Raw genomic sequence first — 26149 nt, forward strand, 5'->3', positions numbered from 1 at the left:
TCGCCGCATTCTGGCCGCCTTCGGGGGACAACGGGTAAGCGCCGGCCGCGCCGCCGCCTTTGCGGAAAGCGCGACCTTCGGCTAAGATCACTGGTCCGTGGACGACCGTTTTCCGGGAAGAAAGCCTTGCCGACGATATCCGGCCCGCGTGGCCGCGCCCGCCGTCTTTTCCGCCTCGCCCTGGCGCTGCCGCTGTTCCTGAGCCTCGCCGGCGGCGCCGGAGCCGCTCCGTATCTCGCCGTCGACCTCGCCACCGGCGCGGTGCTGGCCGAGAACCAGAGCTTCGATCCCTGGTATCCCGCCTCGATCACCAAGCTGATGACCGTCTACGTGACGCTCTCCGCCATCAAGGCCGGCGAGCTGAAGGGCGATTCCGGCGTGGTGATGACGCCGGCCTCGACGCGCGAGCAGCCCTCGAAGATGGGCTTCAAGCCGGGAACGGTGCTGACCATCAACACGGCGCTCCGCATCATCATGGTCAAGTCGGCCAATGATGTCTCCTATGCGCTGGCCGAAAGGGTGGGCGGCGGCCTGCCCGGTTTCGTCGCCCGCATGAACGCCGCCGCCGCCCGCCTCGGCATGACCGGCACGCATTTCAACAACGCCAACGGCCTGCCCGACCCCGGCCAGTGGACGACGGCGCGCGACTACGCGCTGCTCGCCCGGGCGCTGATCAGCGAGTTCCCCGGCTATCAGGAGCTATATCGCACCACGGCGCTGTCGCTCGGCGGCAAGATCATCCAGAACCACAACAACCTTCTCGAGCGCTATCCGGGCTCCGACGGCATGAAGACCGGCTTCATCTGCTCGTCCGGCTTCAACGTGGTGGCGACGGCGACGCGCAACGGCCGCCGGGTGCTGACCATCGTGCTGGGCGGCAAGACGGCCAGGGAGCGCGACGAGCTGGCGGCCAACCTGCTTGAAGCCTCGTTCCGTACGCCGGCCACCGCGGCGTCGGTGACGCTCGACCGCCTCACGCCGCGCGGGCCGGTGGCGACCACCGTCGCCGACATGCGCGACCTCGCCTGCCCCAAGCGCAAGAAGGGCGCCAAGGCGCCGGTCGGCGAGGATCTCGGCGACGGCGACGACAACCAGCCGGCCAGCTACCTGGTGCCGCGCTTCAAGGTGATGGACCCGATCCCCATCAGCCTCGGCGGCGCCAGCGACATGCCCGACCCGGTGGAGCCGGTGGTCGAGGCCAAGGCCGACAAGCCGGCCGTCGCCGTGCCGCTGCCGCTGCCGAAACCCGCCCGCTGACCCCTTGCCGAGGACCGAGGCCGTGCCCGAAGCCGTGACCGAAACCGAGCGCCCGCGCGGGGCAAGGCCCGCCATCCCCGTGACGATCCTCACCGGCTTCCTCGGGGCCGGCAAGACCAGCCTCATCAACCGTCTGGTCCACGATCCGGCGCTGGCCGGCACCGGCTTCATCATCAACGAGTTCGGCGAGATCGGCATCGACCACCTGCTGGTCGAGGCGGCCGACGACGGCATCGTCGAGCTGTCGTCGGGGTGCCTGTGCTGCACGGTGCGCGGCGAACTGGTGACGACGCTGGAGAATTTCCTGCGCGGGCTCGATAACGGCCGCATAGAGACGCTCTCCCGCATCGTCATCGAGACCACCGGCCTCGCCGATCCCGTGCCGGTGCTGGCGACGCTGACCGCCCATCCCTACCTGTCGCTGCGCTATGCGGTGGACGGGGTGATCACCGTCGTCGACGCGGTCAACGGCGAGCGCACGCTCGACGAGCATCCGGAGGCGGTGAAGCAGGCGGCGGTGGCCGACCGGCTGGTGATCGCCAAGGCCGACCTCGCCGAGGGCGCGGCGCGGCTGCCGGCATTGACGCGGCGGCTGAAGGCGCTCAATCCCGGCGCGCCGCTGGTCGACGCCGCCGCGGCCACGCCGGCCGACCTCCTCGATTGCGGCCTGTTCGATCCCGCCACCAAGACGGCCGACGTGCGGCGCTGGCTCAATGCCGAAGCCTTCGAGGCGCACACCCATCATGATCACCATCATCATCATGGGCACCATCATGACCACGACTGCGCCGGCGAGGCTTGCGACCATCCGGACCATCATCACCACCATGGTCATGAGGATGGCGGGCATGACCACAGCCGACACGACGGCGTCCGCGCCTTCTCGCTGGTCGCCGACCAGGCGGTACCGGCCGGCGCCGTCGAGATGTTCCTGGAGCTATTGCGCGCCGCCCACGGGCCGAAGCTGTTGCGCCTCAAGGGGGTGATCCGGCTGGCCGACGATCCCGACCGGCCGCTGGTCGTCCATGCCGTGCAGGAGCTGTTCCATCCGCCGCTGCGTCTCGCCGCCTGGCCGGATGCCGATCATCGGACGCGGCTGGTGTTCATCACCCGCGATCTGCCCGAGGATGAGGTGCGGCGGCTGTTCGACGCCTTCTGCGGCGTGCTCGCCCCCGACACGCCCGACCGCGCGGCGATGACCGACAGTCCGCTGTCGCTTTCCGGCTTCACGCCGCCATCGCGGCGAGCCTGAGGCGCCGTCGGCTAATACGTTGTTTTACGCATGACGGCATTCCGCCGCTTCCGCCTGGCAAGTCGGGAACGCGGAAAGACACAGTTTATCCACATTTTTTTATGGGCGCGCTGTTGCTAAAATTTTTTCATATCATTGGCAAAATTGCCATTTCCGGAGGTAATTTTCATTGTTTACCAACGGTGGCAAACTTGCAACGCGGCGCTGTTAATGATCCGTTAACCATAACGGTTCGATCCTTGGAACCGGAGTGGTCGGGCGTCTCGGGGCGCGCTACGAACTCCCGACCAAGACGGGATTGAGAACGTGTTGACCATGCTTGCCAAGCCGGAACCGTTCCTGTTTTCGTGGATGGACGGCGACCACGTGGTGGTCGTCCGCGTCGTCGAGGTGTCGCACCAGCGGGCGCTGGCTCGCTTCCGCGCCATGAGCACCACCGAACGCCGCAAGGCGACGGTCACCCGCCGCGAGGGCGACGTCGACCATCTCGACCGCCTCACCGGCTGGTTCGAGCGCCAGTTGCCGCGCGTCGGCTTCCCCCGCCGCAGCCACGCCTGACTGCGTTCTCACTGCGACCTGACTGCCGCCTCGACGAGCGCCAGCGCCGCCGGCGAGTCCCATTGCGCCGGGCCGGCCAGTGAGGCCAGCGCACAGCCGTCGCGATCGACTACGAAGGTGGTCGGCAGACCGAACACCAGCCCCTTCGACTTCAGCGCGTTGAAGGCGGCCATCTCCGGGTCGCGCAGGTCGATGAGCGACGTGGCGCCGATGTCGGCGAGAAAGCGGCTCGGCTTGTCCGGTCCGCCGACGTCGACGTTGAGGGCGGCCACCGCGAAGTCGCCGCCGCCCCGCTTCTCCTGAAGGGATTGAAGGTGCGGCATCTCGGTGCGGCAGGGCACGCACCAGGTCGCCCACATGTTGAGGACAAGCGTGCGGTTGCCGAGGTCGGCGAGGCGGCGTTCGCCGCCGTCGGGGGCGCGGAGGACGAGGGTTGACAGGTCGGCCGGCCGGTCGGCGACCAGCAGCGCCGACAGGTCGCCGGTGGCGAAGGGCTTTAGCTTCGCCGCGGCGGCCGCCTTGGCGGCGCAGCGGCCGCCGCTCTCGACAGCGCCCCTCTCCGTCACGTATACCGCAGCGAGGCCGGCGGCCACCGCAACGATCGCCATCGCGGCGAAGGCGCGGCGGGAAGGCTTGAACGGCATCGATCGATCCTCGTTTCCTGGAGTGCACCCGATGAGCAACCGCATGTGGGGCGGCCGGTTTTCGGCTGGGCCGTCCGCGATCATGGAGGAGATCAACGCCTCCATCGACTTCGACCGGAAGCTCTACGCCCAGGATATCGCCGGCTCCAAGGCGCATGCCGAAATGCTCGCCGCCCGCGGCATCATCTCCGAAGGCGACGCCGGCAAGATCGCCGAAGGTCTCGACGCGATCAAGGCGGAAATCGACGAGGGACGCTTCACCTTCTCGCGCGCCCTCGAAGACATCCACATGAATGTCGAGCAGCGCCTCAAGGAGCTGATCGGCCCGGCGGCCGGCCGCCTGCACACCGCGCGCTCGCGCAACGACCAGGTGGCGACCGATTTCCGCCTCTGGGTGCGCGACGGCCTCGACCATCTCGACGACCAGCTTGCCGAGCTGATGGGCGCCCTGGTGGCGCGGGCCGGCGAGCACGCCGGCACCGTGATGCCCGGCTTCACGCACCTGCAATCGGCGCAGCCGGTCACCTTCGGCCATCATCTGCTCGCCTATGTCGAGATGCTGGCCCGCGACCGCGGCCGGGTGCAGGACGCCCGCCGGCGCCTCAACGAATGCCCGCTCGGCGCGGCGGCGCTGGCCGGCACCTCGTTTCCGATCGACCGCCACATGACGGCGGCGAGCCTCGGCTTCGACCGCCCCACCGCCAACTCGCTCGACAGCGTCTCCGACCGCGACTTCGCGCTGGAGGCGATGGCGGCGGCGTCGATCGTCGCCGTGCATCTCTCCCGCCTTGCCGAGGAGATCGTCATCTGGTCGTCGGCGCAGTTCGGCTTCGTGCGCCTCTCCGACGCCTTCTCGACCGGCTCGTCGATCATGCCGCAGAAGCGCAACCCGGACGCCGCCGAACTGGTGCGTGCCAAGGCCGGCCGCATCATCGGCGACATGAACGCGCTGCTGATCGTCATGAAGGGCCTGCCGCTCGCCTACCAGAAGGACATGCAGGAGGACAAGGAGCAGGTGTTCGACGCCTTCGAGAGCCTGTCGCTGGCGCTCGCCGCCACCACCGGCATGGTGGGCGACCTCCAGCCCGACATCAAGCGCATGGCGGCGGCCGCCGGCTCGGGCTTCTCCACCGCCACCGACCTCGCCGACTGGCTGGTGCGGGTGCCCGGCCTGCCGTTCCGCGACGCCCATCACGTCACCGGCCGCCTGGTGGCGATGGCCGCCGAGCGCGGCGTCGAGCTGGCCGACCTCTCGCTTGCCGACATGAAAACGGTGCATGACGGCATCACCGAAGCGGTCTACGATGTGCTCACCGTCGAGAATTCCGTCAGGAGCCGCACCTCGCACGGCGGCACGGCGCCCGACAACGTGCGGGCGGAAGTCAAGCGCTGGCAGGCGCTGATCGGCTGACGACGGCGTGAACCCCTTCGGGGCCAAGGGATCGGGGAGATGATGGTGCTGCGTCTCGGGATGATATCGCTGATGGTCTGCCTCGCGCTCGCCGGCTGCGGCCGCAAGGGATCGCTCGAAGCGCCGAAATCGACGGTCGAGGCAGCGCCGGCCGCCACCGCCGATCCCGGCGCCGTGACGCCCGCCGCAAAGCCGGCAACGCCCGACAAGCCCTTCATCCTCGACGGTCTCATCTGAGGAGCTGCCGTTGCATCATTTCAGCTATCGCGGCGGCGTGCTCCATGCCGAGGACGTCGCGGTGCCGGCCATCGCCGCGGCGGTGGGCACGCCGGTCTACATCTATTCGTCGGCCACCATCGCCCGCCATTTCCGGGTGTTCCGCGAGGCACTCGGCGATGGGCGCACGCTGGTCTGCTACGCGCTGAAGGCCAATTCCAACCAGGCGGTGATCGCCACGCTGGCCCGGCTCGGCGCCGGCGCCGACGTCGTCTCGGAAGGCGAGCTGCGCCGGGCGCGCGCCGCCGGCATTCCGGCCGACAGAATCGTCTTCTCCGGCGTCGCCAAGACGGTGCGCGAGATCGAATACGCGCTCGTCGAGGGCATCAAGTGCTTCAACGTCGAGAGCGAGCCGGAGCTGGAGCGTCTCTCCGCCGTGGCGAGCCGCCTCGGCGTGACGGCGCCGGTGTCGCTGCGCATCAATCCCGACGTCGACGCCCGCACCCACGCCAAGATCTCCACCGGCAAGGCCGAGGACAAGTTCGGCATCCCCTGGAAGGAAGCGGTGCGCGTCTACGCCCGCGCCGCCGCGCTGCCGGGTCTCGACGTCGCCGGCATCGACATGCACATCGGCTCGCAGATCACCGATCTCGACCCGTTCGACGCCGCCTTCGGCCGGCTCGGCGAACTGGTGGCGGCGCTGCGTGCGGCTGGTCACTCCATCCGCCACGTCGACCTCGGCGGTGGCCTTGGCATTCCCTACCGCGCCGACAACGCGCCGCCGCCGCACCCCGCCGCCTATGTCGACATCGTGCGCAAGCACACGCAGGCGCTCGACGTCGAGGTGCTGATCGAGCCCGGCCGCTTCATCGTCGGCAACGCCGGCATCCTCGTCACCGAGGTGCAATACGTGAAGCGCGGCAAGGCCAAGACCTTCGTCATCGTCGATGCCGGCATGAACGACCTGATCCGGCCGACCCTCTACGACGCCCATCACGAGATCAGGCCGGTCGACCAGCGGCCGGCCGGCACGGACGAGGAGAAGGTCGACGTGGTCGGCCCGGTCTGCGAGAGCGGCGACTATCTGGCGCGCGGCCGCAGCCTGCCGGTGGCGCGGCCGGGCGAACTGCTGGCGGTGTTCTCGGCCGGCGCCTATGGCGCGGTGCAGTCGGGCACCTACAATTCGCGGCCGCTGGTGCCGGAGGTGCTGGTTGACGGCGACCGCTGGGCCGTGGTGCGGCCGCGCCCCTCCTACGATGAGCTGATCGGCCTCGACCGCCTGCCCGACTGGCTCGGCTGAGGGCCGATTCGCAGACTTTCCATGCCGGTTGTCGCGCCCGTCCACCACGCCGGCGTCGCGGCGACGACGTTCGCCGGCCTCGCGCCGATGGCGGCGGCCCTTGCCTCGGGGGCGCTTTTGGCTAAGCTCGGCCGCAAGCCCGCCGCTCCGACGCCGAGGACCTCATCATGATCACCGCCACCCGCCTCCTGCCCGCCGGCACCTGGACCGGCACGCCCGCCGACACGCTCGCCCTCGAGCGCGACGATCGCCACCGCCGCCGCCTCGTCATGCGCTGCGTCGGCAAGACGGTGTTCCTGCTCGACCTCAAGGACGCCACGGTGATGAAGGACGGTGACGCGCTGGAGCTGGAGGACGGCCGGCTGATCGTCGTCCAGGCGGTGCCCGAACGCCTCCTGGAGATCGTCGCCGGAGACCCGGCCGGGCTCGTCCGCATCGCCTGGCACCTCGGCAACCGCCATCTGCCCGTCCAGTTCCTCGGCGACCGGCTGCGCATCCGCTACGATCACGTCATCGAGGACATGCTGAAGGGGCTCGGCGCCACGGTGACGCCGCTGCTCGCCGCCTTCGACCCGGACGGCGGCGTCTCCGGCGAGGCGCACGATCACGACCACGGTCATGCCCACGAGCACGGCCCGGAGCGCCATCATCATGAGCACGAGCATGGGCACGACCACGGCGAGGCCTGCGGTTGCGGCCACCACCATCACGGGCACGCCCATGCCCATGACGACGACCACGGTCCTGAGCACTCCCATGATCACGACCATTCCCACGGCGATGATCACGAGCATCGGTGAGTCGTCTAATCCCATGCCTGGGTAGATTCATTGCTTTGGTGAACGATTTTCGGCAACAAAGGCCTATTTCGTAAGCCAAAGTTAACGAGCGGGTCCTAAATGGGAATCATCCCGGTTTGCCGGATGGTACCGTTAGGGCTCGCTGCCATGTTCAACATCCATTCCGTGTCCGCCAAGATCGCCGCCATCGTCGTGCTGGCGATCGCCGGCCTGTCGGCGATCGGCTATCTCGGCTACGCCGATCTCCGCTCCGAATTGATGACGCAGAAGAAGCTGTCGCTTCAGGACCAGGTCGAAACCGCGCGGTCGATGATCGAGGGCTATCGCGACCGCGCCGCCAAGGGCGAGATGAGCGTCGAGGAGGCCCAGGCGGCCGCCAAGGCGGTGCTGAGGCCGGTGCGCTTCGGCGCCGACAAGAACTACTTCTTCATCTACGGCGCCGACGGCCAGAACATCCTCTTGCCGGGCAAGCCGGAGCTTGAGGGCAAGAGCCTGATCGACATGAAGGACACCAACGGCAAGCCGATGATCCGCGACATGCTGGCCATCGCCAAGGCCGGCGGCGGCAATTACGAATACATGTGGGTGAAGCCCGGCGACAAGGACGCCTCGCTGAAGCTCGCCTACACCGTCAACATCGACGGCTGGAACTGGATGCTCGGCACCGGCTTCCATGTCGGCGACATCGAGGCATCGCTGTCGGCCAGCACCCGCCGCGTCGGTCTGGCGACGCTGGCCGCCCTCCTGCTGCTCGGCGGCCTGTCGGCGGCGGTGGCGCGCGGCATCACCCGGCCGCTCGCCCGCCTCACCCGCTCCATGGACCGGCTGCAAGGCGGCGACCTCGACGCCGAGATTTCCGGCGCGACGCGCAAGGACGAGATCGGCCTGATCGCCCGGGCGGTCGCCCGCTTCCGCGACTTGCAGCGCGAGCGCATCGCCGTCGAGGCCGACGCCGAGGCGGCGCGCGCCGCCGCCATGGACCGGGCGCGCCGCGACGCGCTGACCGGGCTTGCCGACGGCTTCGACCGGTCGTTCCGCCAGACGTCGGCCGGCATCGAGAATACGGCGGCCGGCTTCGAGCGTGTGGCCACCGACCTGCTCGCCGTGTCGAAGCACACCCGCCGCCAGGCCGAGACGTCGGCGGAGGCCGGCCGGCAGGCGCAGGACAACGTGCAGGCGGTGTCGAGCGCCGCCGAGGAACTGTCGGCGTCGATCTCCGAGATCGTCGCCCAGGTCGACAAGGCCGCCGAGATCTCCAGCGGCGCGGTGCGCGAGACGGCGCGGGCCACCGAGGTGATCCGCGGCCTCGACGAGGCGTCGGGCGAAATCGGCAAGGTGGTGGCGCTGATCCAGGAGATCGCCGACCAGACCAACCTCCTGGCCCTCAACGCCACCATCGAGGCGGCGCGGGCCGGCGACGCCGGCAAGGGCTTCGCCGTGGTGGCCACCGAGGTGAAGGCGCTGGCCGCCCAGACCTCCAAGGCCACCGACGAGATCTCCCGGCGGATCGGCGTCATCCAGTCGGCGACCGGCGAGGCAGTGGCGGCCACCGGCACCGTCGAACAGTCGATCGAGCGGGTCAACGTCGTCGCCTCGTCGATCGCCGCCACGCTCGACCAGCAGAACGCGGCGGTGTCGGAGATCACCCGCGCCATCTCCTCGACGCTCGCCGCCGTCGGCGGGCTGGCCACCGACATGGCCCGGATGATGGAGAATGCCGAGGCGTCGGACGTCAAGTCGCAGGAGGTGGCCGTCGAAGCCCGCCGGATGCTCGCCGACAGCAAGGCGCTGCAGGCCGAGGTCGATCGGTTGATGACCGAGATGCGCGCCGCCTGAGGCGGCGCCGTCCGGTCAACGATGGGCTGATCAATAATGGGGCGGCGGCGGCTCGCGGCCGGCGCTGGCCCGCTGCGCCAGCTCCATCTCCTTGACCTCGTCGAGGAGGCTCGTCACCAGGCGGCGCAGCGTGTCGATCTCCTTCCACTGGCTGGTGACGGCGGTATCGAGGTCCTCGATCGTCTGCTCCTGGTAGGCGACCTTTTCCTCCAGCGCCATGATGCGCGCCTCGTTGGTATCCGCGGTCATATGTCTCGCCTCGGTTATTCAGGGAAGGAACGGCTGGCCGACGCCTCGCCCAGCGTGCGGCCGAAGGTGGTGCCGCGGTCGCGGGCGGTGGCCGTCCAGCGGTAGCGGTGCGGCCCGGCCGGCGGGCAGGGACCGAGATAGCGGAAGGCACCGGCCGGCACCAGATCGTCGCCGGCGTAAGCGACGGTGCCGCCGCCGTGGCGGAAGTCGGGAGCGGCGAGGTCGATCATCTCGAAGACAATGACGCGCGTGCCCGGCGGCACGCCCTCGAGGCGGAATTCCGGGCTGGCCACCACGGCCGGCCGGCCGCCGGAACAGGCCGGCGTGGCGCCCCAGGCAAACGACAGCTCGAAGGCGGCGGCCGGCAGGACGGAACCGACGACCAACGCGACCACCGTAGCGAGACGTGCGAGCAAGGCGTCCTCCTTCGTCAAGAGCGCGGCGCAGTGTGTCATTCGCCCCCCGCCGAGGCAAGCGACAGAGACGAGCGAACCGATCCGCATTGCTTCGGCCTTGCCGGCGGCGTGGCGGCCGGAGTAGGCAGAAAGTCTAAGTCCCGCCCGCCGATTTCCGACGCGCCGTCGCGGCCGCCGGCCTCCGGGTCAAAATGTCCGGTTGCCGCCCGTGATCGAAATCGCCCTCGACGTCCTGCCCATCTTCCTGCTGATCCTGATCGGCTATCTGCTCGTCCGCTTCGGCGTGATGAAGGCCGACGTCGGCGACGCCCTTTCAGACTTCGTGTTCACCATCGCCATGCCGACGCTCTTGTTCAAGACGGTGGCCGGCGCGCATGTCGAGGGCAGCTCGCCCTGGACGATCTGGGTGGCCTATTTCGCCGGCGTCGCCGTCACCTGGGCGGCCGGCCATCTGGCGGTGACGCGCCTCTTCGGTTGCGACGCCCGCATCGGCGTGCTGGCCGGCGTCTCCTCGGCCTTTGCCAACAACCTGTTCATCGGCCTGCCGCTCGTCCAGCGCATCGTCGGGCCGGACGGCGTCGTCGCCCTCTCCATCCTGCTCTGCGCCCATCTGCCGGTGATGATGATCGCCGGCACCCTCCTGATGGAGCAGGCCGAGCGCCGCACCGGCGGCCGGCCGCCCCAGTCGGTGGCCGCCGTGCTCAAGCAGGTCGGCCGCAACCTCGTGCGCAACCCGCTGGTGGTCGGTCTGGCGCTCGGCTCGGCCTGGCGCCTCGCCGGCCTGCCGCTCACCGGCGTCGTCAAGACGGTGGTCGACGACATCGGCGACATCGCCGGCTCGGCGGCGCTGATCTCGCTCGGCATGGCGCTGATGAAATACGGCATCTCCGACGGCGTCCGGCCGGCGCTGGTCACCTCGCTGTTCAAGCTGTTCCTGCTGCCGGCCTCCGTCTATGCGGCGAGCCGCCTCATCGGCCTCGACGGCACCTGGACGGCGGCGCTGGTGCTGACCGCCTCGGTGCCTACCGGCATCAACGCCTGGCTGATCGCCAACCGGTTCGGCGTCGGCCACGGCCTCGCCTCGTCGTCGATCACCATCACCACGGCGGTGGGCGTCGTCACCACCACCTTCTGGGCCTGGCTGCTCGGCTGAGATTGCTTTTCCTTTGCGCGACCGCCATGCCTGCCGTATGACGGGCGCCGGTATTTTAGAGGCGTTGCCATGTCCGACCTCCGTTCCAAGCCCGTCCCGCGCGGCGGTATCCTCGACATCGACCTCTACGTGCCCGGCGGCTCCAAGGCGGCGCCGGGCAAGAAGCTCCACAAGCTGTCGTCGAACGAGACGCCGCTCGGACCGAGCCCCAGGGCGGTCGAAGCCTACGGGCGGGTGGCCGGCAAGCTGGAACTCTATCCCGACGGCTCATCGACCGAACTCAGGCAGGCGATCGCCGAGACCCACGGTCTCAACGCCGACCGCATCGTCTGCGGCAACGGTTCGGACGAGCTGCTGCACCTCATCGCCGAATGCTATCTCGCGCCCGGCGACGAGGCGATCTATTCCGAGCACGGCTTCCTCGTCTACCGCATCTCCATCCTCGCCGCCGGCGCGACGCCGGTGGTGGCGAAGGAGACCGCCCACACCACCGACGTCGACGCCATCCTCGCCGCCGTGACGCCGAAGACGCGCATGGTGTTCCTCGCCAACCCCAACAACCCGACCGGCACCTACATCCCGATAGCCGAGGTGCGGCGCCTCGCCGCCGACCTGCCCAGCAACGTGCTGTTGGTTCTCGACGCCGCCTATGCCGAATACGTCCGCCGCAACGACTACGAGAGCGGCGTCGAACTGGTATCGGCCAGCGACAACGTGGTGATGACGCGCACCTTCTCGAAGATCCACGGCCTCGCCGCCCTGCGCATCGGCTGGCTCTACGGGCCGAAGGCCATCGTCGAGGTGCTGGAGCGGGTGCGCGGGCCGTTCAATCTCAACGCGGCGGCCATCGCCGCCGGCGCCGCCGCCATGGCCGACCGCGCTTTCGTGGACGTGGCGGTGGAGCACAATCTCCGCTGGAGCGCCTTCCTCGCCACCGAACTGGAAAAGCTCGGTCTCAAGGTGACGCCGTCGGTCGCCAACTTCCTGCTGGTGCATTTTCCCGAGACTGGCAAGACGGCCGATGCCGCCGACAAGGCGCTGCTTGCCGAGGGCGTGGTGGTGCGCAAGGTGGCCTCCTACGGCCTGCCCAACGCGCTGCGCGTCACCGTCGGCTCCGAGGAAGCCTGCCGCAAGCTCGTCGACGTGCTTTCCGTCTTTCTGCGAGGGCCGGCATGAGCGACGCCATCTTCTCCCGCCTCGCCATCGTCGGCATCGGACTGATCGGCTCGTCGATCGCTCGGGCGGCCCGCCAAAACGGCCTCGTCGACGAGATCGCCATTGCCGACCTGTCGCCGGTCATCCTCGAGCGGGCCGAGGAACTCGGCCTCGGCGACAGCTACCATGCCTCGGCCGGCGACGCGGCGGAGAGCGCTGACCTCGTCATCGCCTGCGTGCCGGTCGGCGCCGCCGAGGCGGTGGCCAAGGCGATCGCGCCGCATCTCAAACCCGGCGCCATCGTCTCCGACGTCGGTTCGGTGAAGGGCTCGGTGGTCAGGCAGATGCGGCCGCACCTGCCGGACAACGTCCAGTTCATTCCCGCCCACCCGGTGGCCGGTACCGAATACTCCGGTCCCGACGCCGGCTTTGCCGAGCTGTTCGTCAACCGCTGGTCGATCCTCTGCCCCGACGAAGCCACCGACGTCCGGGCGCTCGACCGCCTCGTCGCCTTCTGGGCCGGCATGGGCGCCAACGTCGAGTGCATGAGCGCCGAGCGTCACGACCTGGTGCTGGCCATCACCAGCCATCTGCCGCATCTGATCGCCTACAACATCGTCGGCACCGCCGCCGACCTCGAGAAGGTCACCGAGTCCGAGGTGATGAAGTTCTCGGCCGGCGGCTTCCGCGATTTCACCCGCATCGCCGCCTCCGATCCCACCATGTGGCGCGACGTGTTCCTGCACAATCGCGACGCGGTGCTGGAGGTGCTCGGCCGCTTCCAGGAGGACCTGTTCGCGCTGCAGCGGCAGATCCGCTGGGGTGAGGGCGACAAGCTCTACGACCTGTTCACGCGGACGCGGACCATCCGCCGCGGCATCCTGACGCTCGGTCAGGACGCGCCGGAGGCCGACTTCGGCCGCGCCCACCGGCCGGTGCCGAAGGCGCCCTCAGAATAGTGGAGCGATCCGGCCGATCTCGCGGCCGTTGGCCGAGACGACGCCGTCCTCGACGCGCAGGCCGATGACGCGGCCGCCGTCGTCGCTGGCCGTGCCCATGAACAGGAAGGCCATCACGAGGCCGGCGACTTCCGGCGTCAGGCCGCCGCCAGCCGCCGCCGCTGCCGGCAGGGCGTTGAGCTGATGGCCGGAGATCTGGCCCTGCGCCTCGACGAGGCCGGCCTCGGTCACCGTCGCCTCGCCGGTCAGCGTCAGCGAGGCGCCGCCGAGTTCGGCCGAGAGGCGGTGCAGCGCCAGCTTGCCGCCGGCTGCCCGCCAGCCGGCCAGCGCCGCCGGACCGGCGGCGGCCATGTCGGCTTCGGCGAGCGTGGCGGCGAGCGTCAGGTGCACCGGCAGCGGCGCCAGCGCGACGCCGCCGGCGCTGAGGGCGAGGTCGTCGATGGTGGCTGCGACGTCGGCGTCGGCGGGCCGGCCGTCGGCGCGCGCCAGCATCAGTTCGCCATGGCCGGCCGTCAGCCGGCCTTCGCTGCCGCCGGCCAGCGGGCCGCTGACCGTCAGTTCGGCGGCGCGGACGGCCAGCCGGTCGGCGCGACCACTGGCCAGGCCGAGGCTGGCCGAGAGGTCGCTGGCCGCAAGATCGAGCCGCCGGCCGTCGGGGGCGGTGTAGGAAATCGGCGCGTCGAAGTGGAAGTCCAGCCGGCGCGGATCGAGCACCGAGCCGCGGCCGTGGGCGCCGGCCGCCGACAGCTTGCCGCCGTCGGCGAGGTCGATGCCGAGACCGCCGCCGCAGGTGACGGTGAGCGCGACGGGCCAGCCGCCGATCGTCTCGCCGGCGCAGTCGACGGCGACGCCGTTCCGCGCCGAGAGGTCGGCCTTCGCCCGGTCGATGGTGTCGCCGAGCCACCAGCGGGCGCCGAACCAGGCGCCGGTCCACAGGATGGCGACCGCGACGATCGTCCAGAGGCTCCACCGCAGCGTCCGCATGTTGGTCTTCCTCGCAAGGCATCGGCGCCCCGTGGACGCACTGTTCACCGTCCATCCACTAGAGCAATGTGGCGAAAGATGGAATCGTCATCGCCGGCCGTTGCATTCGCCGGCCGGAATGCTACCCATCGCACACTTTCAGGAACGGACCGGAGGCGGCATGGACGCGACCATCTGGGTGTTCGGCTACGGCTCGCTGATGTGGAACCCCGGCTTTCCCCATGTCCGGGCGGTGCCGGCGCGCATGCACGGCGTGCGGCGGGCGCTGTGCATCCGCTCGACGCATTATCGCGGCACGCCGGAGCGCCCCGGCCTGGTGTTCGGGCTCGACCGCGGCGGCTCCTGCCACGGTGTCGCCTTCGAGGTGGCCGAGCCCGACCGCGAGGCGGTGGTCGCCTATCTTCGGGCGCGCGAGCAGATCTCCATGGTCTATCACGAGGTGGTGCGGCCGGCCCGGCTCGCCGGCGGCGAGACGGTGGGGGCGCTGGTCTATGTCGCCAACCAGGGCCATCCGCAATATGCCGGCGGCCTCGGTTTCGAGGAGATGCTGGACATCGTGCTGGCCAGCGCCGGCGAGATGGGACCGAACGCCGACTATGTCACGGCGACGCTGAAGCGGCTTGAGGACATGGGCATCCGCGACCGGGCGCTGGAACGGCTGGTCGATGCCCTCAGGACGCGGGAGCGCCTCGGCTGAGTTCGGCGACGCGGGCGCGCGCCGTCTCCGGCAGGTCGTCGCCGCGCGCCGCCGCCTCGACCAGCAGCCGGTCGCAGGCCGCCTCGATGTCGGCTTCGAGCCGCTGGAACATGTCGCGCGGCTTGAGGCCGGGCGGGATCGGCTCCAGGAACTCGACGACGATGGTGCCGCGGCGGTGGACGCGCGCCTTGCGCGGCCAGACGGTGCCGGCATTGTGGGCGACCGGCAGCACCGGCACGTCGAGCGACTTGTAGATCTGGGCGATGCCCTGCTTGTAGTCGGGCTTCGCCCCGGCCTCGGCGCGGGTGCCCTCGGGGAAGATGATCACCTGCCGGCCGGCGGCGACGGCGGCGCGGGTGCCTTCGATCACCTTCCTCAGCGCGGCGGTGGGGCTGCCGCGATCGATGGCGATGTTGCCGGCCAGCTTCAACCACCAGCCGAAGACCGGGATCCAGGTCAGCTCGCGCTTCAGGATGAAGGCGGGATCGGTGAGCAGCGGCACCAGCGCCAGCGTCTCGAAGGTCGACTGATGCTTCGACGCGACGATGCAGCCGCCCGGCGGGATGCGCTCGAGGTGACGGTATTCATGGCGCGTGCCGGTGATCAGCCGGTGCAGGCCGATCAGCGTCGACGTCCAGGCCTTGACGACGATCATCACGCCCCGGTGGCCGAACAGGGCGAAGGGCGCGCCGAGAACCGCCATGACGGCGGTTACCGAGAAGAAGGCGATGCTGTAGAGGAAGGAGCGGATCGGCATGGGTCGTCTTCCGGGGTGGCAATCATTCTGTGTGATGCATCCGCCTGTCCGAAAAGCGCCAGCACTTTTCGGTGGATGCTAGCCGAATGCGCCGCTGATCAGCTCGGCGAGGCCGTCGATGCCGCCGAGCGACAGGCGGAGGCGCGTCGCCGTATACTTCAGGTATTCCTCGAGGAGAAGCAGGATCACCGTCCGGTCCTCCGACCAGTTCTCCAGCGTCAGGCCGGGCCGCGTCACCGCATAGGGGATCAGGCGGATGCCCGGCATGGCGTGCGACAGCTCCAGCATGGAGCGCGGCATGTGGTAGGCGGAGGTGACGACGATCAGCGACAGGAAGCCGTTGCGCCGCGCCCACTTGGCGGTCTCCAGTGCATTGCCGATGGTGTTGGCGGCGCGGTGGTCGAGGTCGACGCAGCAGGCCATCAGGTCCGGCTCCGCCTCGACCATGCGGCCGAGCCGGGCAGCCGAGGTGTCGGGATGGACGCCGGAGATCAGCAGCCGCCGCGCCTTGCCGGCGGTGATCAGTTCGACGGCGCCGGCGATGCGCTCGGCGCCGCCGGTCAGCACGACGATGCCGTCGGCGGCGAGCGGCGACGGCGTCTGATAGCCGGCGACGGTGTCGGCGAAGCGGAAGAAGCCGCCGAAGAAGAAGCCGACGCCGATCAGCAGCGCGGCGGCGAGGAGAACGCCGATCGCCCGGCGGGCGCGGGTGCGCTCGCCGGCGCCCTCGTCCGGTCCGTAGGCCGTCTCTCTCGGAGGGGCGGGCGATTCCATCATGATTTCATTCTAGGAAATCGGCCGGCGCTTGACAAATCGCCACAAGGACCGGCCGGCCGGGCACCGGAAACAGCCGGGGAAGCCGCGTTTCCGGCGTTCAGTCGAGCGCCGACAGCGAGCGCCGCACGGCGAGGCGCGAGGTGAGGGCGGTCAGGAGCGCCACCGCCGCCACCAGCCCCAGCACCAGGCCGTAGGCCGAGGCCGGCAGCTCGAAGCGGCCGAACAGCGCCTCCAGCTGGTCGGCGCCGGGCCGGCCGGCCGAGCCGCCGATCGCCCAGGCGGCGGCCGCCATGGCGACCAACGCCAGCGCGCCGCCGATGGCGCCGCCCTCGATGCCGAACAGCAGGAACCGGCGCTGGAACTGGCCGGCGATGAAGCGATCCTCGGCGCCGCAGAAATGCAGCACCTCGATGACGTCGCGATTGCCCGCCATGGCGGCGCGCGTCGCGAACACCACGGAGAGCACCAGCGCCACCAGCATCAGCGCCATCAGGCCGATGCCGGCAAACACCATGGAGGCGGCCATGGCCGAGAGACGGTCGACCCACAGCGCGTGGTCGTCGACGCTGCCGCCGCGGATCTCCTTGCCGACGGCGGCGGCCAGCGCCTTGACGTCGAAGGCGGCGGGATCGTCGATGGAGACGACGACGAGGCGCGGCACCGGCAGGGCGGACAGGTCGGCACCCGGCCCCAGCCATGGCTCCAGGAGGCGCTGCGTCTCGGCGTCGGAAAGGCCGTGGGCGCCGCCGACGCCGGGGAATTCCTGGGCCAGCGCCACCGCCTTCTCCACCTCGGCCTCGGCGGCGACGCCGTCGAGCGGCCGCACCTCGACGGTCACCTCGCGGCCGATGTCGGAGGCCCAGGCGTCGGCGGCGCGGTCGATCACCGAGACGACGGCGATGGTGAAGCCGGCGAGGAAGGTCATGATGGCGATGACCAGGATCAGCGTCCGGCCGGCGATGGCCTGCGGCGGCACGATCGGCGAGGCGCTCGTCTCCGGCCGGCCGGACGGACGGGCGGGGGCTGCCTTGGCGGTCTTGCCGCTGTTGCCGTGTTTTACGGGCGCCGTGGTCATTCGTAGATCTCGAGATGGCCGCCTTCGAGGACCAGCCGGCGGGCGTCGAGCTGGTCCATCAGGCCGATGTCGTGGGTGGCGATGACCACGGCGGTGCCGAGGCGGTTCAGCTCCAGGAACAGGCGCAGCAGGCGGCGGGCGAGCGGCGGATCGACGTTGCCGGTCGGCTCGTCGGCGAGCAGGAACTCCGGCTTGGTGATCAGCGCCCGGGCGATGGCCGCCCGCTGCTTCTCGCCGCCCGACAGCACCGGCGGATAGACGTGCTTGCGATCGCCGAGGCCGACCCAGTCGAGCAGGTCGGCGACGTCGGCGCGATAGCTCGCCTCGTCCTTGCCCAGCACGCGATAGGGCAGGGCGACGTTCTCGTAGGTGGTGAGGTGGTCGAGCAGGCGGAAGTCCTGGAACACGACGCCGATGCGGCGGCGCAGCGCCGGCATGTCGGAACGGCGCAACAGCGCCGTGTCCTTGCCGAAGATGGAGATCAGGCCGCGTGTCGGCTTGAGGTTGAGGAACAGCAGGCGGATCAGCGTCGTCTTGCCGGCGCCGGAGGGACCGGTCAGGAACTGGAACGAATGCGGCGCGATCGAGAAGGTGAGATCGCTCAGCACCTCGCGACCCGTTCCATAGCGGAGACCGACATTCTCGAACCTGATCATATATTCTCAGCCTCAATCGCCGGCGGGTTTGTTGGCCGCCTCCGTCGCCGGCGGGCCTCCGGCCCTTGGCTTTCGCTCCGCTTTTCGTCTTTCGGGGCTTCGTCCCGAAAGACCCGCTTCCCACGCGGCGCCGTTCGGCACCGGAAGCCGCTCTGCGGCTTCTTCTCCTCTCACGCCCTCATAAATGATGTTGCCGTCCTTGTCCTTAACGTTTCATTAAGCATGTTGCCGCCATCCCTTGGAAAAGGGCGGCGACGCAGAAGGCGCGCCGCCCGCCTTCCGGACGCGCTCTCCCCGAAGGAGCCGGGCCGGCGGTCGATCGGGGGCCGAAGATGAGAATTGTCTGCCCCGCCTGCGAGACGGGGTATCAGGTTGCCGACGGCACGCTCGGCGTCACCGGCCGCAAGGTGCGTTGCGCCCGCTGCGGCACCGTCTGGCATGCCACGCCCAACGACTATCCCGAAGCGCCGCAACCGGCGCCCGCCGCGCGGCCGGCATCCACCGCGCCCGAGCCCAGCGAGGACGAGTGGCGCGACGCCATCGCCGGCGAAGGTCCGCAAAGCACGTTCGACAAGGACGCCGCCAGCCCGGCGGCCGAAGGCAACGACCAGTCGGCGATCGACGACCTGTTCGCGTCCGGCCCGGCCGAAGAGGCCGAAGCCGAGGCGGCGGACAGCGGCAACGACCAGTCGGCGGTCGACGACCTGTTCGCCGCCGGTCCCGTCGCGGACGAGCCGCCCAGGGACGAACCCGCCGAGACGGCCGCCGCCGACGAGGCGCCGACCATCGATGCGCCGCCGGCCGGCTTTGGCAGCAGCCGCAGGAGGCGCGACAAGGCGAAGCGGCGGGGTGCCTCGGCGCTCAGCCTGATCGACCGGCATCTGTCGACGCCGGTTGCCTCGGCGCTGCTGATCGGTTTCCTGGTGCTGTTCTGCGGCGTGGCGGTGGTCGGCCGCGAGACGGTGGTGCGGGTCCTGCCGGATTTCGCCGGCATCTACCAGCTGATCGGCCTCAAGGTCAATTTGCGCGGCCTCGACTTCTCCGAGGTGGCCGCCCACCGCGAGATGGATGGCTCGACGCCGGTGCTGGTGGTGGAGGGCGACATCGTCAACCTCGACGACCAGTCCAAGCCGCTGCCGGCCGTCCGCGTCACGCTGAAGTCGTCGACCGACCGCGACGTCTACGCGTGGAACTACATGCTGCCGCAACTCAACATCGACCAGCGGGGCAAGGTACACTTCAAGACGCGCCTGCTGGCGCCGCCCGAGGCGTCGACCAGCGTGGAAGTCCGGTTTACAGATATGCGTCCGCCGTAATATAGCTCCGGCCGAATGCGCCGGGGCTCTGCGACGGTTCCGGATGCGCGCCCCGCCATTGTCGGCGGATCGAGGCTCATCGGCCGTCGCGACCGCGCTAAGGAGACCGGGATGACGGGCAGGACCATCGACGTGCTGTTTTCGGAGGAGACGATCGCCGCGCGCGTCGACGCCATGGCCAGGGAGATCGCCGCCGCCCGCCCCGACGACCTGATGGTGATCGCCATCCTGAAGGGCAGCTTCATGTTCGCCGCCGACCTGCTGCGCGCCCTGCACCGCGAGGGGCTGGCGCCGCAGGTCGAGTTCATGATGCTGTCGAGCTACGGCACCGGCACCACCTCGTCGGGTATCGTCAAGATCATCCGCGACATCGACACCGACGTCGCTGGCCGCTCCGTGTTGATCATCGACGACATCCTGGAATCGGGCCGGACGCTGGCCTTCGCCAAGCGCCTCACCGAGGACCGGGGGGCGAAGGAGGTCAAGGTGGCGGTGCTGCTCGACAAGCCGGGCAAGCGCAAGGCGCAGATCGACGCCGACATCGTCGGTTTCTCCTGCGCCGACGTGTTCGTGGTCGGCTACGGCATGGATGCCGCCCACGCCTACCGTCAGTTGCCCTTCGTCGGCGTGGTCACCGACTGAACGAGCCTGCCGCAAAGCGTTTGCCCTTGTCGGAAAGGCGGATGGCCGGATGGCGCGGCCTCCGCGTCGATCGGCCGGTCCGCGCGTGAGTTGCGGTGTCTGGCACGCCGGCCCGGCTTATGCGACAATTGGGTGAAACACGTCCCGATTCCAAAGGGATTGCCGGGGGGCGGCCATGGCGCGCATTCTGCTGACCGAGGACGACGCATCGGTTCGGGCCTTCGTGAAGAGGGCGCTGGAACTCGACGGCCATGAGATCACCGAGGCCGAGGACGGCGGCATCGCGCTGGAGATTCTCGGCGAGCGGCCCGAGGGCTTCGACCTGCTGCTGTCCGACATCATGATGCCGGTGATGGACGGCATCGCGCTGGCGCTCAGCGTCGCCCGCGATCATCCCGGCCTCGCCATTTTATTGATGACCGGCTTCGCCGACCAGCGCGAGCGCGCCTTCGGTCTCGACAGCCTGGTCAGCGACGTCGTCTCCAAGCCGTTCACGCTGGCCGAGATCCGCGCCGCCGTCGGCCGGGCGCTCGACGGCCGCTCGCCGACGAGCCGGATCGCCTGAGAGCTGCCACGAAAGGTTCAGTCGCGATATTCCCGGTTCTGCCCGGGCACCCAGATCACATCGCGGCCGCCGAGGTCATTGGCCCAGCGGCTGGCCACGAACAGGAAATCCGACAGGCGGTTGAGATAGCGCACCGCGTCCGGGTTGACCTGCTCGCCGGTCGTGCGGGCCAGTCGCACCGCCGCCCGCTCGGCGCGGCGGCAGACGGCGCGCGCCACGTGCAGATGGGCGGCGGCCGAACTGCCGCCCGGCAGCACGAAGCTGGTCAGCGGCGCCAGGCCCCGGTTGAGATAGTCGATTTCCTTCTCCAGCCGTTCGACCTGCGTCGGCAGGATGCGCAGCGGCTCCGTCCCGGTCCCGGTTTCCGATGCCGCGCCGCGGGCCGGCGTGGCGAGGTCGGCGCCGAGGTCGAACAGGTCGTTCTGGATGGCGCCGAGCATCAGGTCGAGGTCGGGATAGTCGCCGATCGACAGGCGGGCGACGCCGATCGCCGCGTTGGTCTCGTCGACGCCGCCGATCGCCTCGAAGCGCAGATCGTCCTTGAAGCGGCGTTCGCCGGTGGCAAGACCGCTCGAACCGTCGTCGCCGGTGCGGGTGTAGATGCGATTGAGCCGAACCATGCTGCCTCCGGGCGTCCTGCTGGCCGGCCATACTCGCGTGGATGCGGCGGCGGCTCAATCCGTCATTCGGCTTTCGCCGTCATTGCCCGCCGGGCAGATCGATGCCAAGCGCCTCGGCGATGGCCCTGAGGCCAAGCACCAGCCCCATGCGGTCGATGCCGTGGCCGAGGCCCGGCGTGAGATGCAGCGCCACCGGCAGGCCGGCGGCGGTGAGCGCGGCGGCAGCGAGGCGGCTGCTCTCGACCGGCAGCACCTGGTCGGCGGTGCCGTGGACGAGCAGCACCCTCGGCCTGGCCGAGATCTCGCCGAGATGCTCGGGACCGGCCAGATAGCCCGAGTAGCCGACGATCAGCGCCGGCGCCACCTCTCGCCGCAGGCCGACGTGCAGGGCCATCATGGTGCCCTGGCTGAAGCCGACCAGCACCAGCCGGTCGGCCGGCACGTCCCAGCGCTCCAGTTCGGCATCGAGGAAGCGGTCGAGCCCGGCGCTGGCGGCGGTGACGCCGGTCCAGCGCTCGGCCTCGCCCTGCATGGTCAGCGGGAACCACTGGCGGCCGCCCGGCGCCATGGGACAGGCATCCGGGGCGTGCGGCGAGGCAAAGGCGACCGACGGCAGGAAGGGCGCCCAGCTCTCGGCGATGTCGTAGAGGTCCTCGCCGTTGGCGCCATAGCCGTGCAGCAGCACGACGAGGGCATCGGCCTTGCCGGCCGTGGGTTCGAGGCGCGGTCCGTCGATAGCGGCCATGGGCAGGCTCCTTCCGGGATGGGGGTCAGACCGGGAGGACGTTCCTGCCCTGTCGCATCGCCTTGTAATAGGCCCAAAGCAGCTTTGCCGCAACGCCGCGCCAGGGCGACCAAAGCTCTGAAATCGCCCGCAGTTCCTTCTCGCTGGGCCGGCCTTCGAGCGCCAGCGCCTCGGCGGCGGCCACCTGGAGGGCAAGGTCGCCGGCCGGCAGCACGTCGGCGTTGCGGGCGCAGAACAGCAGGAAAATCTCCGCCGTCCAGCGGCCGATGCCGGGGATGGCGATGAGCCGTTCGGTCGCCGTTTCCGGCGATTCGGCGGCGAGGCCCTCGAGGTCGAGGCCGGCGACGGCCGCCTCGGCCAGCGCGGTGAGCGTCCGGACCTTGCCGCGCGACAGGCCGGCGGCGCGTAAGGAATCCTCGCCGTGACGGAGGTAGTTGTCGGCCGTCGCGACGCCGAGCAGCGTCTCGAAGCGGCCCCAGATGGCGTCGGCGCTGGCCACCGAGAGCTGCTGGGCGACGACGATGCGGGCGATCCCCTCGAAGCCGGGCGGCCGGTAGCGGATGTCGACCGGTCCGGCGGCGGCGCGCACCGGGCCGAGGCGCGGGTCGACGCTTTCGAGATAGTCGAGGCCCTCGGCCATGTCGGCATCGGTGAGGATGAGGCGCATCGGGGTCTCCTTCAACGAGACTTCAGCATTGGAAAGCTATACTGTCCAGCCCGCCAGAAGCCGGCAGCAGCGCTGGCTTGTTCCCGCCGAGACCGATGACCGTTCCCGTCTTCCGCTTCGCGCCGTCGCCCAACGGGCCGCTGCACCTCGGCCACGCGCTGTCGGCCCTCCTCAACGCCGACATGGCCAGGCGGACCGGCGGCCGGATGTTCCTCCGCATCGAGGACGTCGACGGCACGCGCGCCCGGCCCGAATATGAACGGGCCATCCTCGACGACCTCGACTGGCTGGGCATCGCTTACGAGACGCCGGTGCGGCGGCAGTCGGAACACGCCGACGACTATGCCGCCGCTCTCGATCGGCTCGCCGCCCTCGGGCTGGTCTACCGCTCCTTTCTGAGCCGCACGGAGATCGCCGCGGCGATTCGCCTCGAAGAGGCGCGAAGCGGCCGGCCGTGGCCGCGCGACCCGGACGGCGCGCCGCTCTATCCGGATATCGACCGCGTCCGCCCGCCGGCCGAGGCCGAGGCGCTGGCCGCCGCCGGCCGGCCGCATGCGCTGCGACTCGACATGGCGAAGGCGGTCCGCCTCGCCGGGCCTCTCGCCTGGGAGGAATTGGGCGACGGCCTCGACGGGCCGGGCGAGACAATTGAAGCCGATCCCGCCGCCTGGGGCGACGTGGTGCTGGCCGGAAAATTCATGCCGGCCGCCTATCACCTCGCCGTCGTGGTCGATGACGCCTTGCAGGGCGCGACGGACGTGGTGCGCGGCCGCGACCTTTATTTCGCCACCGCCGTCCATCGTCTCCTTCAGACGCTGCTCGGGCTGCCGGCGCCGCGCTATCACCATCACCGGCTGATCGTCGGCCCCGATGGCCGCAAGCTCTCCAAATCGAAGGGCGCTGCCGGCCTTTCGGCACTGCGGGAAGCGGGGGCGACGCCCGCCGACGTCAGGCGGATGGTCGGGCTTGCGGAACCGGTCGCCGCCGGCCAATACTCGCCCGGCCCGCCCTGAAGACGGGCCTCCGGGAGCGTTCCATGCGCGCGCTGCTTCTTGCCTTCCTCCTCGTCGTCTCGGGCCTGCCGACCTTGGCCGCCGACGGCGTGCCCGTTTATGCCGATCTTCTCGCCGACTGCGCCAAGTCGCCCGATCCGGCCTGCGCCGGCCAGCAGGCGGCGCTGGCGCCGCAATGGCCGAAGGCGCTCAGCGGCAGCCCGCTGGCGCTTCGCAACTTCGCCTTCTGCCTGGCCGATGGCTGCTACGGCGCCCTGAAGGTCGATCCGGTGAAGGCCTGCGCGCTGCGCATCGTCGTCGCGGTGGCCATGGGCGGCGACATCGGCGCCGAGGACCGCGACAATTTCGATCAGGCCTGCGGTCCGCTCGGGCCGGAAGACCAGGATTCAGCCAAGATCCTGGCGCGCGAGGTGGTGCGCGCCATCCGCCGGGGCGGCTCCTGAACGATCTTCTCCGGCAGCCGGTCCGGCGATTTCCTTGACATTTGCCGTCCCCCTTCCGATAGCTAACCACCTTCGGGCGGCGGGCAGGACGCGCCGCCGCCGCTGCCGGATGCCGAAACAGACGATGCTGGACGCCCCCCTTACCGAGACCGACGCGCAGGAAGCCCTGCGCCGCAGCGAGGCCGACAACCCGTCCAGCCTCGTCATGCGCTTCGGCACGGACGCGCCGCTCACCCTCGACGCCGGCCCGGCCATCGCCCCCTGGCAGATCGCCTACCAGACCTATGGCGAACTCAATGCCGACCGCTCCAACGCCATCCTGATCTGCCACGCGCTGACCGGCGACCAGCATGTCGCCAGCACCAATCCGGTGACCGGCAAGCCGGGCTGGTGGACGCTGATGGTCGGCCCCGGCCGGCCGATCGACACCGACCGCTTCTTCGTGATCTGCTCCAACGTGCTCGGCGGCTGCCTCGGCACCACCGGGCCGGCCAGCACCAACCCGGAGACCGGCCGCCCCTACGGGCTCGACTTGCCGGTGGTGACCATCGCCGACATGGTCAGGGCGCAGGCCATGCTGGTGACGGCGCTCGGCATCGATCAGCTGTTCGCGGTGGTCGGCGGCTCGATGGGCGGCATGCAGGCGCTGCAATGGGCGGCGAGCTATCCGACCCGCGTCTTCTCGACGGTGGCGATCGCCACCAGCTATCGCCATTCCTCGCAGAACATCGCCTTCCACGAGGTGGGCCGGCAGGCGGTGATGGCCGATCCCGACTGGTGCGGCGGCCGCTATCTCGAAGCCGGCCGCAACCCCAAGAAGGGCCTCGCGGTGGCGCGCATGGCCGCCCACATCACCTACATGTCCGATCGCTCGCTGCACCAGAAGTTCGGCCGCAATCTTCAGGATCGCGAAGCGGTGGCCTTCGGCTTCGACGCGGATTTTCAGATCGAAAGCTACCTTCGCCATCAGGGCATGAGCTTCGTCGACCGCTTCGACGCCAATTCCTATCTCTACGTCACCCGCGCCACCGACTATTTCGACCTCGCCGCCGACCATGGCGGCGTGCTCGCCAACGTCTTCAAGGGCGCGACGACGCGCTTCTGCGTGCTGTCGTTCACCTCCGACTGGCTCTATCCGACCTCGGAAAGCCGGGCGGTGGTGCATGCTCTCAACGCCGCCGGCGCGCCGGTCAGCTTCGTGGAGATCGACAGCGATCGCGGCCACGACAGCTTCCTTCTCGACATTCCCGAGCAGTTCCGCATCGTGCGCGGCTTCCTGACCGGCGCGGCGCGGGCGCGCGGCATCGCCGGCCCGGCGGCGGAGGTGAGGCCATGACCGATCTCGCCGACCTCGCCTCCGACGTGCGCGTCGACCTCAGGCTGATCGCCGGGCTGATCGCGCCGGGGTCGCGCGTGCTCGACGTCGGCTGCGGCGACGGGGCGCTGCTCGAACTGCTGGAGCGGACGCGCGGCGTCGACGCCCGCGGCATCGAGATCAGCCAGGAGGGCGTCAACGCCGCCGTGTCGCGCGGCCTGTCGGTGATCCAGGGCGACGCCGACAGCGATCTCAAGCAGTATCCCGACCAGTCCTTCGATTACGTGGTGCTGAGCCACACCATCCAGGCGACGCGCAATGCCCGCCACGTGCTCGACGAGATGCTGCGCATCGGCCGCCGCGTCGTGGTGTCGCTGCCGAACTTCGGCCATCTCGACGTGCGCTTCCGCCTGATGTTCCTCGGGCGGATGCCGGTGTCGAAGCGCCTGCCGTATTCCTGGTACGACACGCCCAACATCCACTTCTGCACCATCCGCGACTTCGTGGAGCTGGCCGGTGACGTCGGCGCCCGCGTCGAGCAGGCGATCGTTCTCGACGGCGCCGGCAAGCGGCTGCCGTTCAGCCTGCCGTGGATCGTCTGGAACCTCCTCGGCGCGCAGGCGGTGTTCCTGCTGTCGCGCGACGGCGCCGCCCGCCGCAGATAGTGCTAG

Annotated in this window: 30 protein-coding genes; 19 read left to right on the forward strand and 11 right to left on the reverse strand. The window is 69.9% G+C overall.

Annotated elements, in window-relative coordinates; all coding sequences use genetic code 11:
- Positions 1 to 126: 126 nt before the first annotated feature.
- From H512_RS23900 to H512_RS0113040, 3 genes are all read left to right on the forward strand, one after another.
- Complete coding sequence (locus H512_RS23900) at positions 127 to 1257, forward strand: D-alanyl-D-alanine carboxypeptidase family protein (RefSeq protein ID WP_053239835.1); 1131 nt, start codon at positions 127 to 129, stop codon at positions 1255 to 1257.
- A gap of 22 nt (positions 1258 to 1279) precedes the next feature.
- Positions 1280 to 2509 (forward strand): CobW family GTP-binding protein, encoded by a 1230-nt coding sequence (locus H512_RS0113035; RefSeq protein ID WP_245585407.1) that lies wholly within the window; start codon positions 1280 to 1282, stop codon positions 2507 to 2509.
- 306 nt (positions 2510 to 2815) lie between these two features.
- The gene (locus H512_RS0113040; protein WP_169507158.1) at positions 2816 to 3067 is read left to right on the forward strand and encodes a hypothetical protein; all 252 of its coding nucleotides are present in this window, start codon (positions 2816 to 2818) and stop codon (positions 3065 to 3067) included.
- Between the two features lie 8 nt (positions 3068 to 3075).
- Here the strand turns inward: H512_RS0113040 and H512_RS23905 are convergent, their stop codons facing one another.
- Complete coding sequence (locus H512_RS23905) at positions 3076 to 3711, reverse strand: TlpA disulfide reductase family protein (protein ID WP_036791570.1); 636 nt, start codon at positions 3709 to 3711, stop codon at positions 3076 to 3078.
- A 31-nt stretch (positions 3712 to 3742) separates the two neighbouring features.
- Here H512_RS23905 and argH point away from each other — a divergent pair, with 31 nt between their 5' ends.
- The 5 genes from argH to H512_RS0113070 all read left to right on the forward strand — a co-directional run bounded on the left by argH (position 3743) and on the right by H512_RS0113070 (position 9274).
- Positions 3743 to 5122, forward strand: coding sequence for an argininosuccinate lyase (argH, locus tag H512_RS0113050; protein ID WP_026783834.1), 1380 nt, complete (start codon positions 3743 to 3745; stop codon positions 5120 to 5122).
- A 39-nt stretch (positions 5123 to 5161) separates the two neighbouring features.
- Positions 5162 to 5359, forward strand: a complete 198-nt coding sequence (lptM, locus tag H512_RS0113055) for an LPS translocon maturation chaperone LptM (protein WP_156899485.1) — start codon at positions 5162 to 5164, stop codon at positions 5357 to 5359.
- A gap of 10 nt (positions 5360 to 5369) precedes the next feature.
- The gene (gene lysA, locus H512_RS0113060) at positions 5370 to 6638 is read left to right on the forward strand and encodes a diaminopimelate decarboxylase (RefSeq protein ID WP_026783836.1); all 1269 of its coding nucleotides are present in this window, start codon (positions 5370 to 5372) and stop codon (positions 6636 to 6638) included.
- Positions 6639 to 6805: 167 nt separating this feature from the next.
- Positions 6806 to 7438 carry an urease accessory protein UreE gene (locus H512_RS0113065; protein ID WP_026783837.1) on the forward strand — a complete coding sequence of 211 codons (633 nt, stop codon included), beginning with the start codon at positions 6806 to 6808 and terminating at the stop codon, positions 7436 to 7438.
- A gap of 147 nt (positions 7439 to 7585) precedes the next feature.
- Positions 7586 to 9274, forward strand: a complete 1689-nt coding sequence (locus H512_RS0113070) for a methyl-accepting chemotaxis protein (protein WP_026783838.1) — start codon at positions 7586 to 7588, stop codon at positions 9272 to 9274.
- A 30-nt stretch (positions 9275 to 9304) separates the two neighbouring features.
- Here H512_RS0113070 and H512_RS0113075 read toward each other — a convergent pair whose 3' ends face one another.
- Both H512_RS0113075 and H512_RS26370 read right to left on the reverse strand, forming a co-directional pair.
- On the reverse strand, positions 9305 to 9523 hold the full coding sequence (locus tag H512_RS0113075) for a SlyX family protein (protein WP_026783839.1): 219 nt from the start codon (positions 9521 to 9523) through the stop codon (positions 9305 to 9307).
- Between the two features lie 14 nt (positions 9524 to 9537).
- On the reverse strand, positions 9538 to 9939 hold the full coding sequence (locus H512_RS26370; RefSeq protein WP_245585408.1) for a YbhB/YbcL family Raf kinase inhibitor-like protein: 402 nt from the start codon (positions 9937 to 9939) through the stop codon (positions 9538 to 9540).
- Positions 9940 to 10147: 208 nt separating this feature from the next.
- Between H512_RS26370 and H512_RS0113085 the strand changes: the two genes are divergently transcribed.
- The 3 genes from H512_RS0113085 (at position 10148) to H512_RS0113095 (ending at position 13206) form a co-directional block, all read left to right on the forward strand.
- Positions 10148 to 11092: an AEC family transporter gene (locus H512_RS0113085; protein WP_026783841.1), complete on the forward strand. Its 945-nt coding sequence runs from the start codon at positions 10148 to 10150 to the stop codon at positions 11090 to 11092.
- Positions 11093 to 11161: 69 nt separating this feature from the next.
- Positions 11162 to 12268: a histidinol-phosphate transaminase gene (gene hisC / locus H512_RS0113090; protein ID WP_026783842.1), complete on the forward strand. Its 1107-nt coding sequence runs from the start codon at positions 11162 to 11164 to the stop codon at positions 12266 to 12268.
- The gene (locus H512_RS0113095; protein ID WP_026783843.1) at positions 12265 to 13206 is read left to right on the forward strand and encodes a prephenate/arogenate dehydrogenase family protein; all 942 of its coding nucleotides are present in this window, start codon (positions 12265 to 12267) and stop codon (positions 13204 to 13206) included. Before hisC ends, H512_RS0113095 begins: the two co-directional genes overlap by 4 nt.
- Here the strand turns inward: H512_RS0113095 and H512_RS0113100 are convergent.
- Positions 13198 to 14190 carry a DUF2125 domain-containing protein gene (locus H512_RS0113100; protein ID WP_026783844.1) on the reverse strand — a complete coding sequence of 331 codons (993 nt, stop codon included), beginning with the start codon at positions 14188 to 14190 and terminating at the stop codon, positions 13198 to 13200. The two genes, H512_RS0113095 and H512_RS0113100, sit on opposite strands and share 9 nt — an antisense overlap.
- Positions 14191 to 14350: 160 nt before the next feature.
- On the opposite strand from H512_RS0113100, the gene H512_RS0113105 reads away from it, so the two are divergent.
- Positions 14351 to 14887 (forward strand): gamma-glutamylcyclotransferase, encoded by a 537-nt coding sequence (locus H512_RS0113105; RefSeq protein ID WP_026783845.1) that lies wholly within the window; start codon positions 14351 to 14353, stop codon positions 14885 to 14887.
- Here the strand turns inward: H512_RS0113105 and H512_RS0113110 are convergent.
- From H512_RS0113110 to ftsE, 4 genes are all read right to left on the reverse strand, one after another.
- Entirely contained in the window at positions 14862 to 15644 is a 783-nt protein-coding gene (locus H512_RS0113110) for a lysophospholipid acyltransferase family protein (protein WP_026783846.1), read from the reverse strand. The genes H512_RS0113105 and H512_RS0113110 overlap by 26 nt on opposite strands.
- A 78-nt stretch (positions 15645 to 15722) precedes the next feature.
- Positions 15723 to 16421, reverse strand: coding sequence for a YdcF family protein (locus H512_RS23910; protein WP_084798475.1), 699 nt, complete (start codon positions 16419 to 16421; stop codon positions 15723 to 15725).
- Between the two features lie 97 nt (positions 16422 to 16518).
- On the reverse strand, positions 16519 to 17496 hold the full coding sequence (locus H512_RS23915) for a cell division protein FtsX (protein WP_053239837.1): 978 nt from the start codon (positions 17494 to 17496) through the stop codon (positions 16519 to 16521).
- Entirely contained in the window at positions 17493 to 18152 is a 660-nt protein-coding gene (gene ftsE, locus H512_RS0113125) for a cell division ATP-binding protein FtsE (protein WP_026783847.1), read from the reverse strand. The genes H512_RS23915 and ftsE overlap by 4 nt, the downstream gene beginning before the upstream one ends.
- 332 nt (positions 18153 to 18484) lie before the next feature.
- Here ftsE and H512_RS0113130 point away from each other — a divergent pair, with 332 nt between their 5' ends.
- From H512_RS0113130 to H512_RS0113140, 3 genes are all read left to right on the forward strand, one after another.
- Positions 18485 to 19468 (forward strand): MJ0042-type zinc finger domain-containing protein, encoded by a 984-nt coding sequence (locus H512_RS0113130; RefSeq protein WP_026783848.1) that lies wholly within the window; start codon positions 18485 to 18487, stop codon positions 19466 to 19468.
- A 111-nt stretch (positions 19469 to 19579) separates the two neighbouring features.
- Positions 19580 to 20110: a hypoxanthine phosphoribosyltransferase gene (hpt, locus tag H512_RS0113135; protein ID WP_026783849.1), complete on the forward strand. Its 531-nt coding sequence runs from the start codon at positions 19580 to 19582 to the stop codon at positions 20108 to 20110.
- A 175-nt stretch (positions 20111 to 20285) separates the two neighbouring features.
- Positions 20286 to 20675, forward strand: coding sequence for a response regulator (locus H512_RS0113140; protein WP_026783850.1), 390 nt, complete (start codon positions 20286 to 20288; stop codon positions 20673 to 20675).
- 17 nt (positions 20676 to 20692) lie between these two features.
- On the opposite strand, the gene H512_RS0113145 is transcribed toward H512_RS0113140, so the two are convergent.
- The 3 genes from H512_RS0113145 to H512_RS0113155 form a co-directional block, all read right to left on the reverse strand.
- Positions 20693 to 21295: a cob(I)yrinic acid a,c-diamide adenosyltransferase gene (locus tag H512_RS0113145; RefSeq protein ID WP_026783851.1), complete on the reverse strand. Its 603-nt coding sequence runs from the start codon at positions 21293 to 21295 to the stop codon at positions 20693 to 20695.
- Between the two features lie 79 nt (positions 21296 to 21374).
- Positions 21375 to 22040, reverse strand: a complete 666-nt coding sequence (locus H512_RS0113150; RefSeq protein ID WP_026783852.1) for an alpha/beta hydrolase — start codon at positions 22038 to 22040, stop codon at positions 21375 to 21377.
- A gap of 25 nt (positions 22041 to 22065) precedes the next feature.
- The gene (locus tag H512_RS0113155) at positions 22066 to 22707 is read right to left on the reverse strand and encodes a DNA-3-methyladenine glycosylase family protein (protein ID WP_026783853.1); all 642 of its coding nucleotides are present in this window, start codon (positions 22705 to 22707) and stop codon (positions 22066 to 22068) included.
- A 95-nt stretch (positions 22708 to 22802) separates the two neighbouring features.
- On the opposite strand from H512_RS0113155, the gene gluQRS reads away from it, so the two are divergent.
- The 4 genes from gluQRS (at position 22803) to metW (ending at position 26143) form a co-directional block, all read left to right on the forward strand.
- On the forward strand, positions 22803 to 23720 hold the full coding sequence (gene gluQRS, locus H512_RS23920) for a tRNA glutamyl-Q(34) synthetase GluQRS (RefSeq protein ID WP_053239838.1): 918 nt from the start codon (positions 22803 to 22805) through the stop codon (positions 23718 to 23720).
- Between the two features lie 23 nt (positions 23721 to 23743).
- Positions 23744 to 24163, forward strand: a complete 420-nt coding sequence (locus H512_RS0113165; RefSeq protein WP_026783854.1) for a hypothetical protein — start codon at positions 23744 to 23746, stop codon at positions 24161 to 24163.
- Positions 24164 to 24287: 124 nt separating this feature from the next.
- Complete coding sequence (gene metX / locus H512_RS0113170; protein ID WP_053239839.1) at positions 24288 to 25499, forward strand: homoserine O-acetyltransferase MetX; 1212 nt, start codon at positions 24288 to 24290, stop codon at positions 25497 to 25499.
- Positions 25496 to 26143 (forward strand): methionine biosynthesis protein MetW, encoded by a 648-nt coding sequence (metW, locus tag H512_RS0113175; protein ID WP_026783856.1) that lies wholly within the window; start codon positions 25496 to 25498, stop codon positions 26141 to 26143. Before metX ends, metW begins: the two co-directional genes overlap by 4 nt.
- The last annotated feature ends 6 nt before the right edge of the window (positions 26144 to 26149 follow it).

The sequence above is a fragment of the Pleomorphomonas koreensis DSM 23070 genome, from assembly GCF_000425185.1.
In the GTDB taxonomy this organism is placed as follows: domain Bacteria; phylum Pseudomonadota; class Alphaproteobacteria; order Rhizobiales; family Pleomorphomonadaceae; genus Pleomorphomonas; species Pleomorphomonas koreensis.

Coding starts and splice junctions, on each gene's coding strand:
- H512_RS0113130 (WP_026783848.1), top strand. CDS start 18,485: ATGAGAATTGTCTGCCCCGCCTGCGAGACGGGGTATCAGGTTGCCGAC.
- metX (WP_053239839.1), top strand. CDS start 24,288: ATGCTGGACGCCCCCCTTACCGAGACCGACGCGCAGGAAGCCCTGCGC.
- H512_RS0113075 (WP_026783839.1), bottom strand. CDS start 9,523: ATGACCGCGGATACCAACGAGGCGCGCATCATGGCGCTGGAGGAAAAG.
- H512_RS0113145 (WP_026783851.1), bottom strand. CDS start 21,295: ATGGTTCGGCTCAATCGCATCTACACCCGCACCGGCGACGACGGTTCG.
- H512_RS0113150 (WP_026783852.1), bottom strand. CDS start 22,040: ATGGCCGCTATCGACGGACCGCGCCTCGAACCCACGGCCGGCAAGGCC.
- gluQRS (WP_053239838.1), top strand. CDS start 22,803: ATGACCGTTCCCGTCTTCCGCTTCGCGCCGTCGCCCAACGGGCCGCTG.
- H512_RS23915 (WP_053239837.1), bottom strand. CDS start 17,496: ATGACCACGGCGCCCGTAAAACACGGCAACAGCGGCAAGACCGCCAAG.
- ftsE (WP_026783847.1), bottom strand. CDS start 18,152: ATGATCAGGTTCGAGAATGTCGGTCTCCGCTATGGAACGGGTCGCGAG.
- H512_RS0113065 (WP_026783837.1), top strand. CDS start 6,806: ATGATCACCGCCACCCGCCTCCTGCCCGCCGGCACCTGGACCGGCACG.
- H512_RS0113070 (WP_026783838.1), top strand. CDS start 7,586: ATGTTCAACATCCATTCCGTGTCCGCCAAGATCGCCGCCATCGTCGTG.
- hisC (WP_026783842.1), top strand. CDS start 11,162: ATGTCCGACCTCCGTTCCAAGCCCGTCCCGCGCGGCGGTATCCTCGAC.
- lptM (WP_156899485.1), top strand. CDS start 5,162: ATGATGGTGCTGCGTCTCGGGATGATATCGCTGATGGTCTGCCTCGCG.
- argH (WP_026783834.1), top strand. CDS start 3,743: ATGAGCAACCGCATGTGGGGCGGCCGGTTTTCGGCTGGGCCGTCCGCG.
- H512_RS0113110 (WP_026783846.1), bottom strand. CDS start 15,644: ATGCCGATCCGCTCCTTCCTCTACAGCATCGCCTTCTTCTCGGTAACC.
- H512_RS0113105 (WP_026783845.1), top strand. CDS start 14,351: ATGGACGCGACCATCTGGGTGTTCGGCTACGGCTCGCTGATGTGGAAC.
- H512_RS23905 (WP_036791570.1), bottom strand. CDS start 3,711: ATGCCGTTCAAGCCTTCCCGCCGCGCCTTCGCCGCGATGGCGATCGTT.
- hpt (WP_026783849.1), top strand. CDS start 19,580: ATGACGGGCAGGACCATCGACGTGCTGTTTTCGGAGGAGACGATCGCC.
- H512_RS0113095 (WP_026783843.1), top strand. CDS start 12,265: ATGAGCGACGCCATCTTCTCCCGCCTCGCCATCGTCGGCATCGGACTG.
- H512_RS23910 (WP_084798475.1), bottom strand. CDS start 16,421: ATGATGGAATCGCCCGCCCCTCCGAGAGAGACGGCCTACGGACCGGAC.
- H512_RS0113100 (WP_026783844.1), bottom strand. CDS start 14,190: ATGCGGACGCTGCGGTGGAGCCTCTGGACGATCGTCGCGGTCGCCATC.
- H512_RS0113140 (WP_026783850.1), top strand. CDS start 20,286: ATGGCGCGCATTCTGCTGACCGAGGACGACGCATCGGTTCGGGCCTTC.
- H512_RS0113165 (WP_026783854.1), top strand. CDS start 23,744: ATGCGCGCGCTGCTTCTTGCCTTCCTCCTCGTCGTCTCGGGCCTGCCG.
- metW (WP_026783856.1), top strand. CDS start 25,496: ATGACCGATCTCGCCGACCTCGCCTCCGACGTGCGCGTCGACCTCAGG.
- H512_RS0113155 (WP_026783853.1), bottom strand. CDS start 22,707: ATGCGCCTCATCCTCACCGATGCCGACATGGCCGAGGGCCTCGACTAT.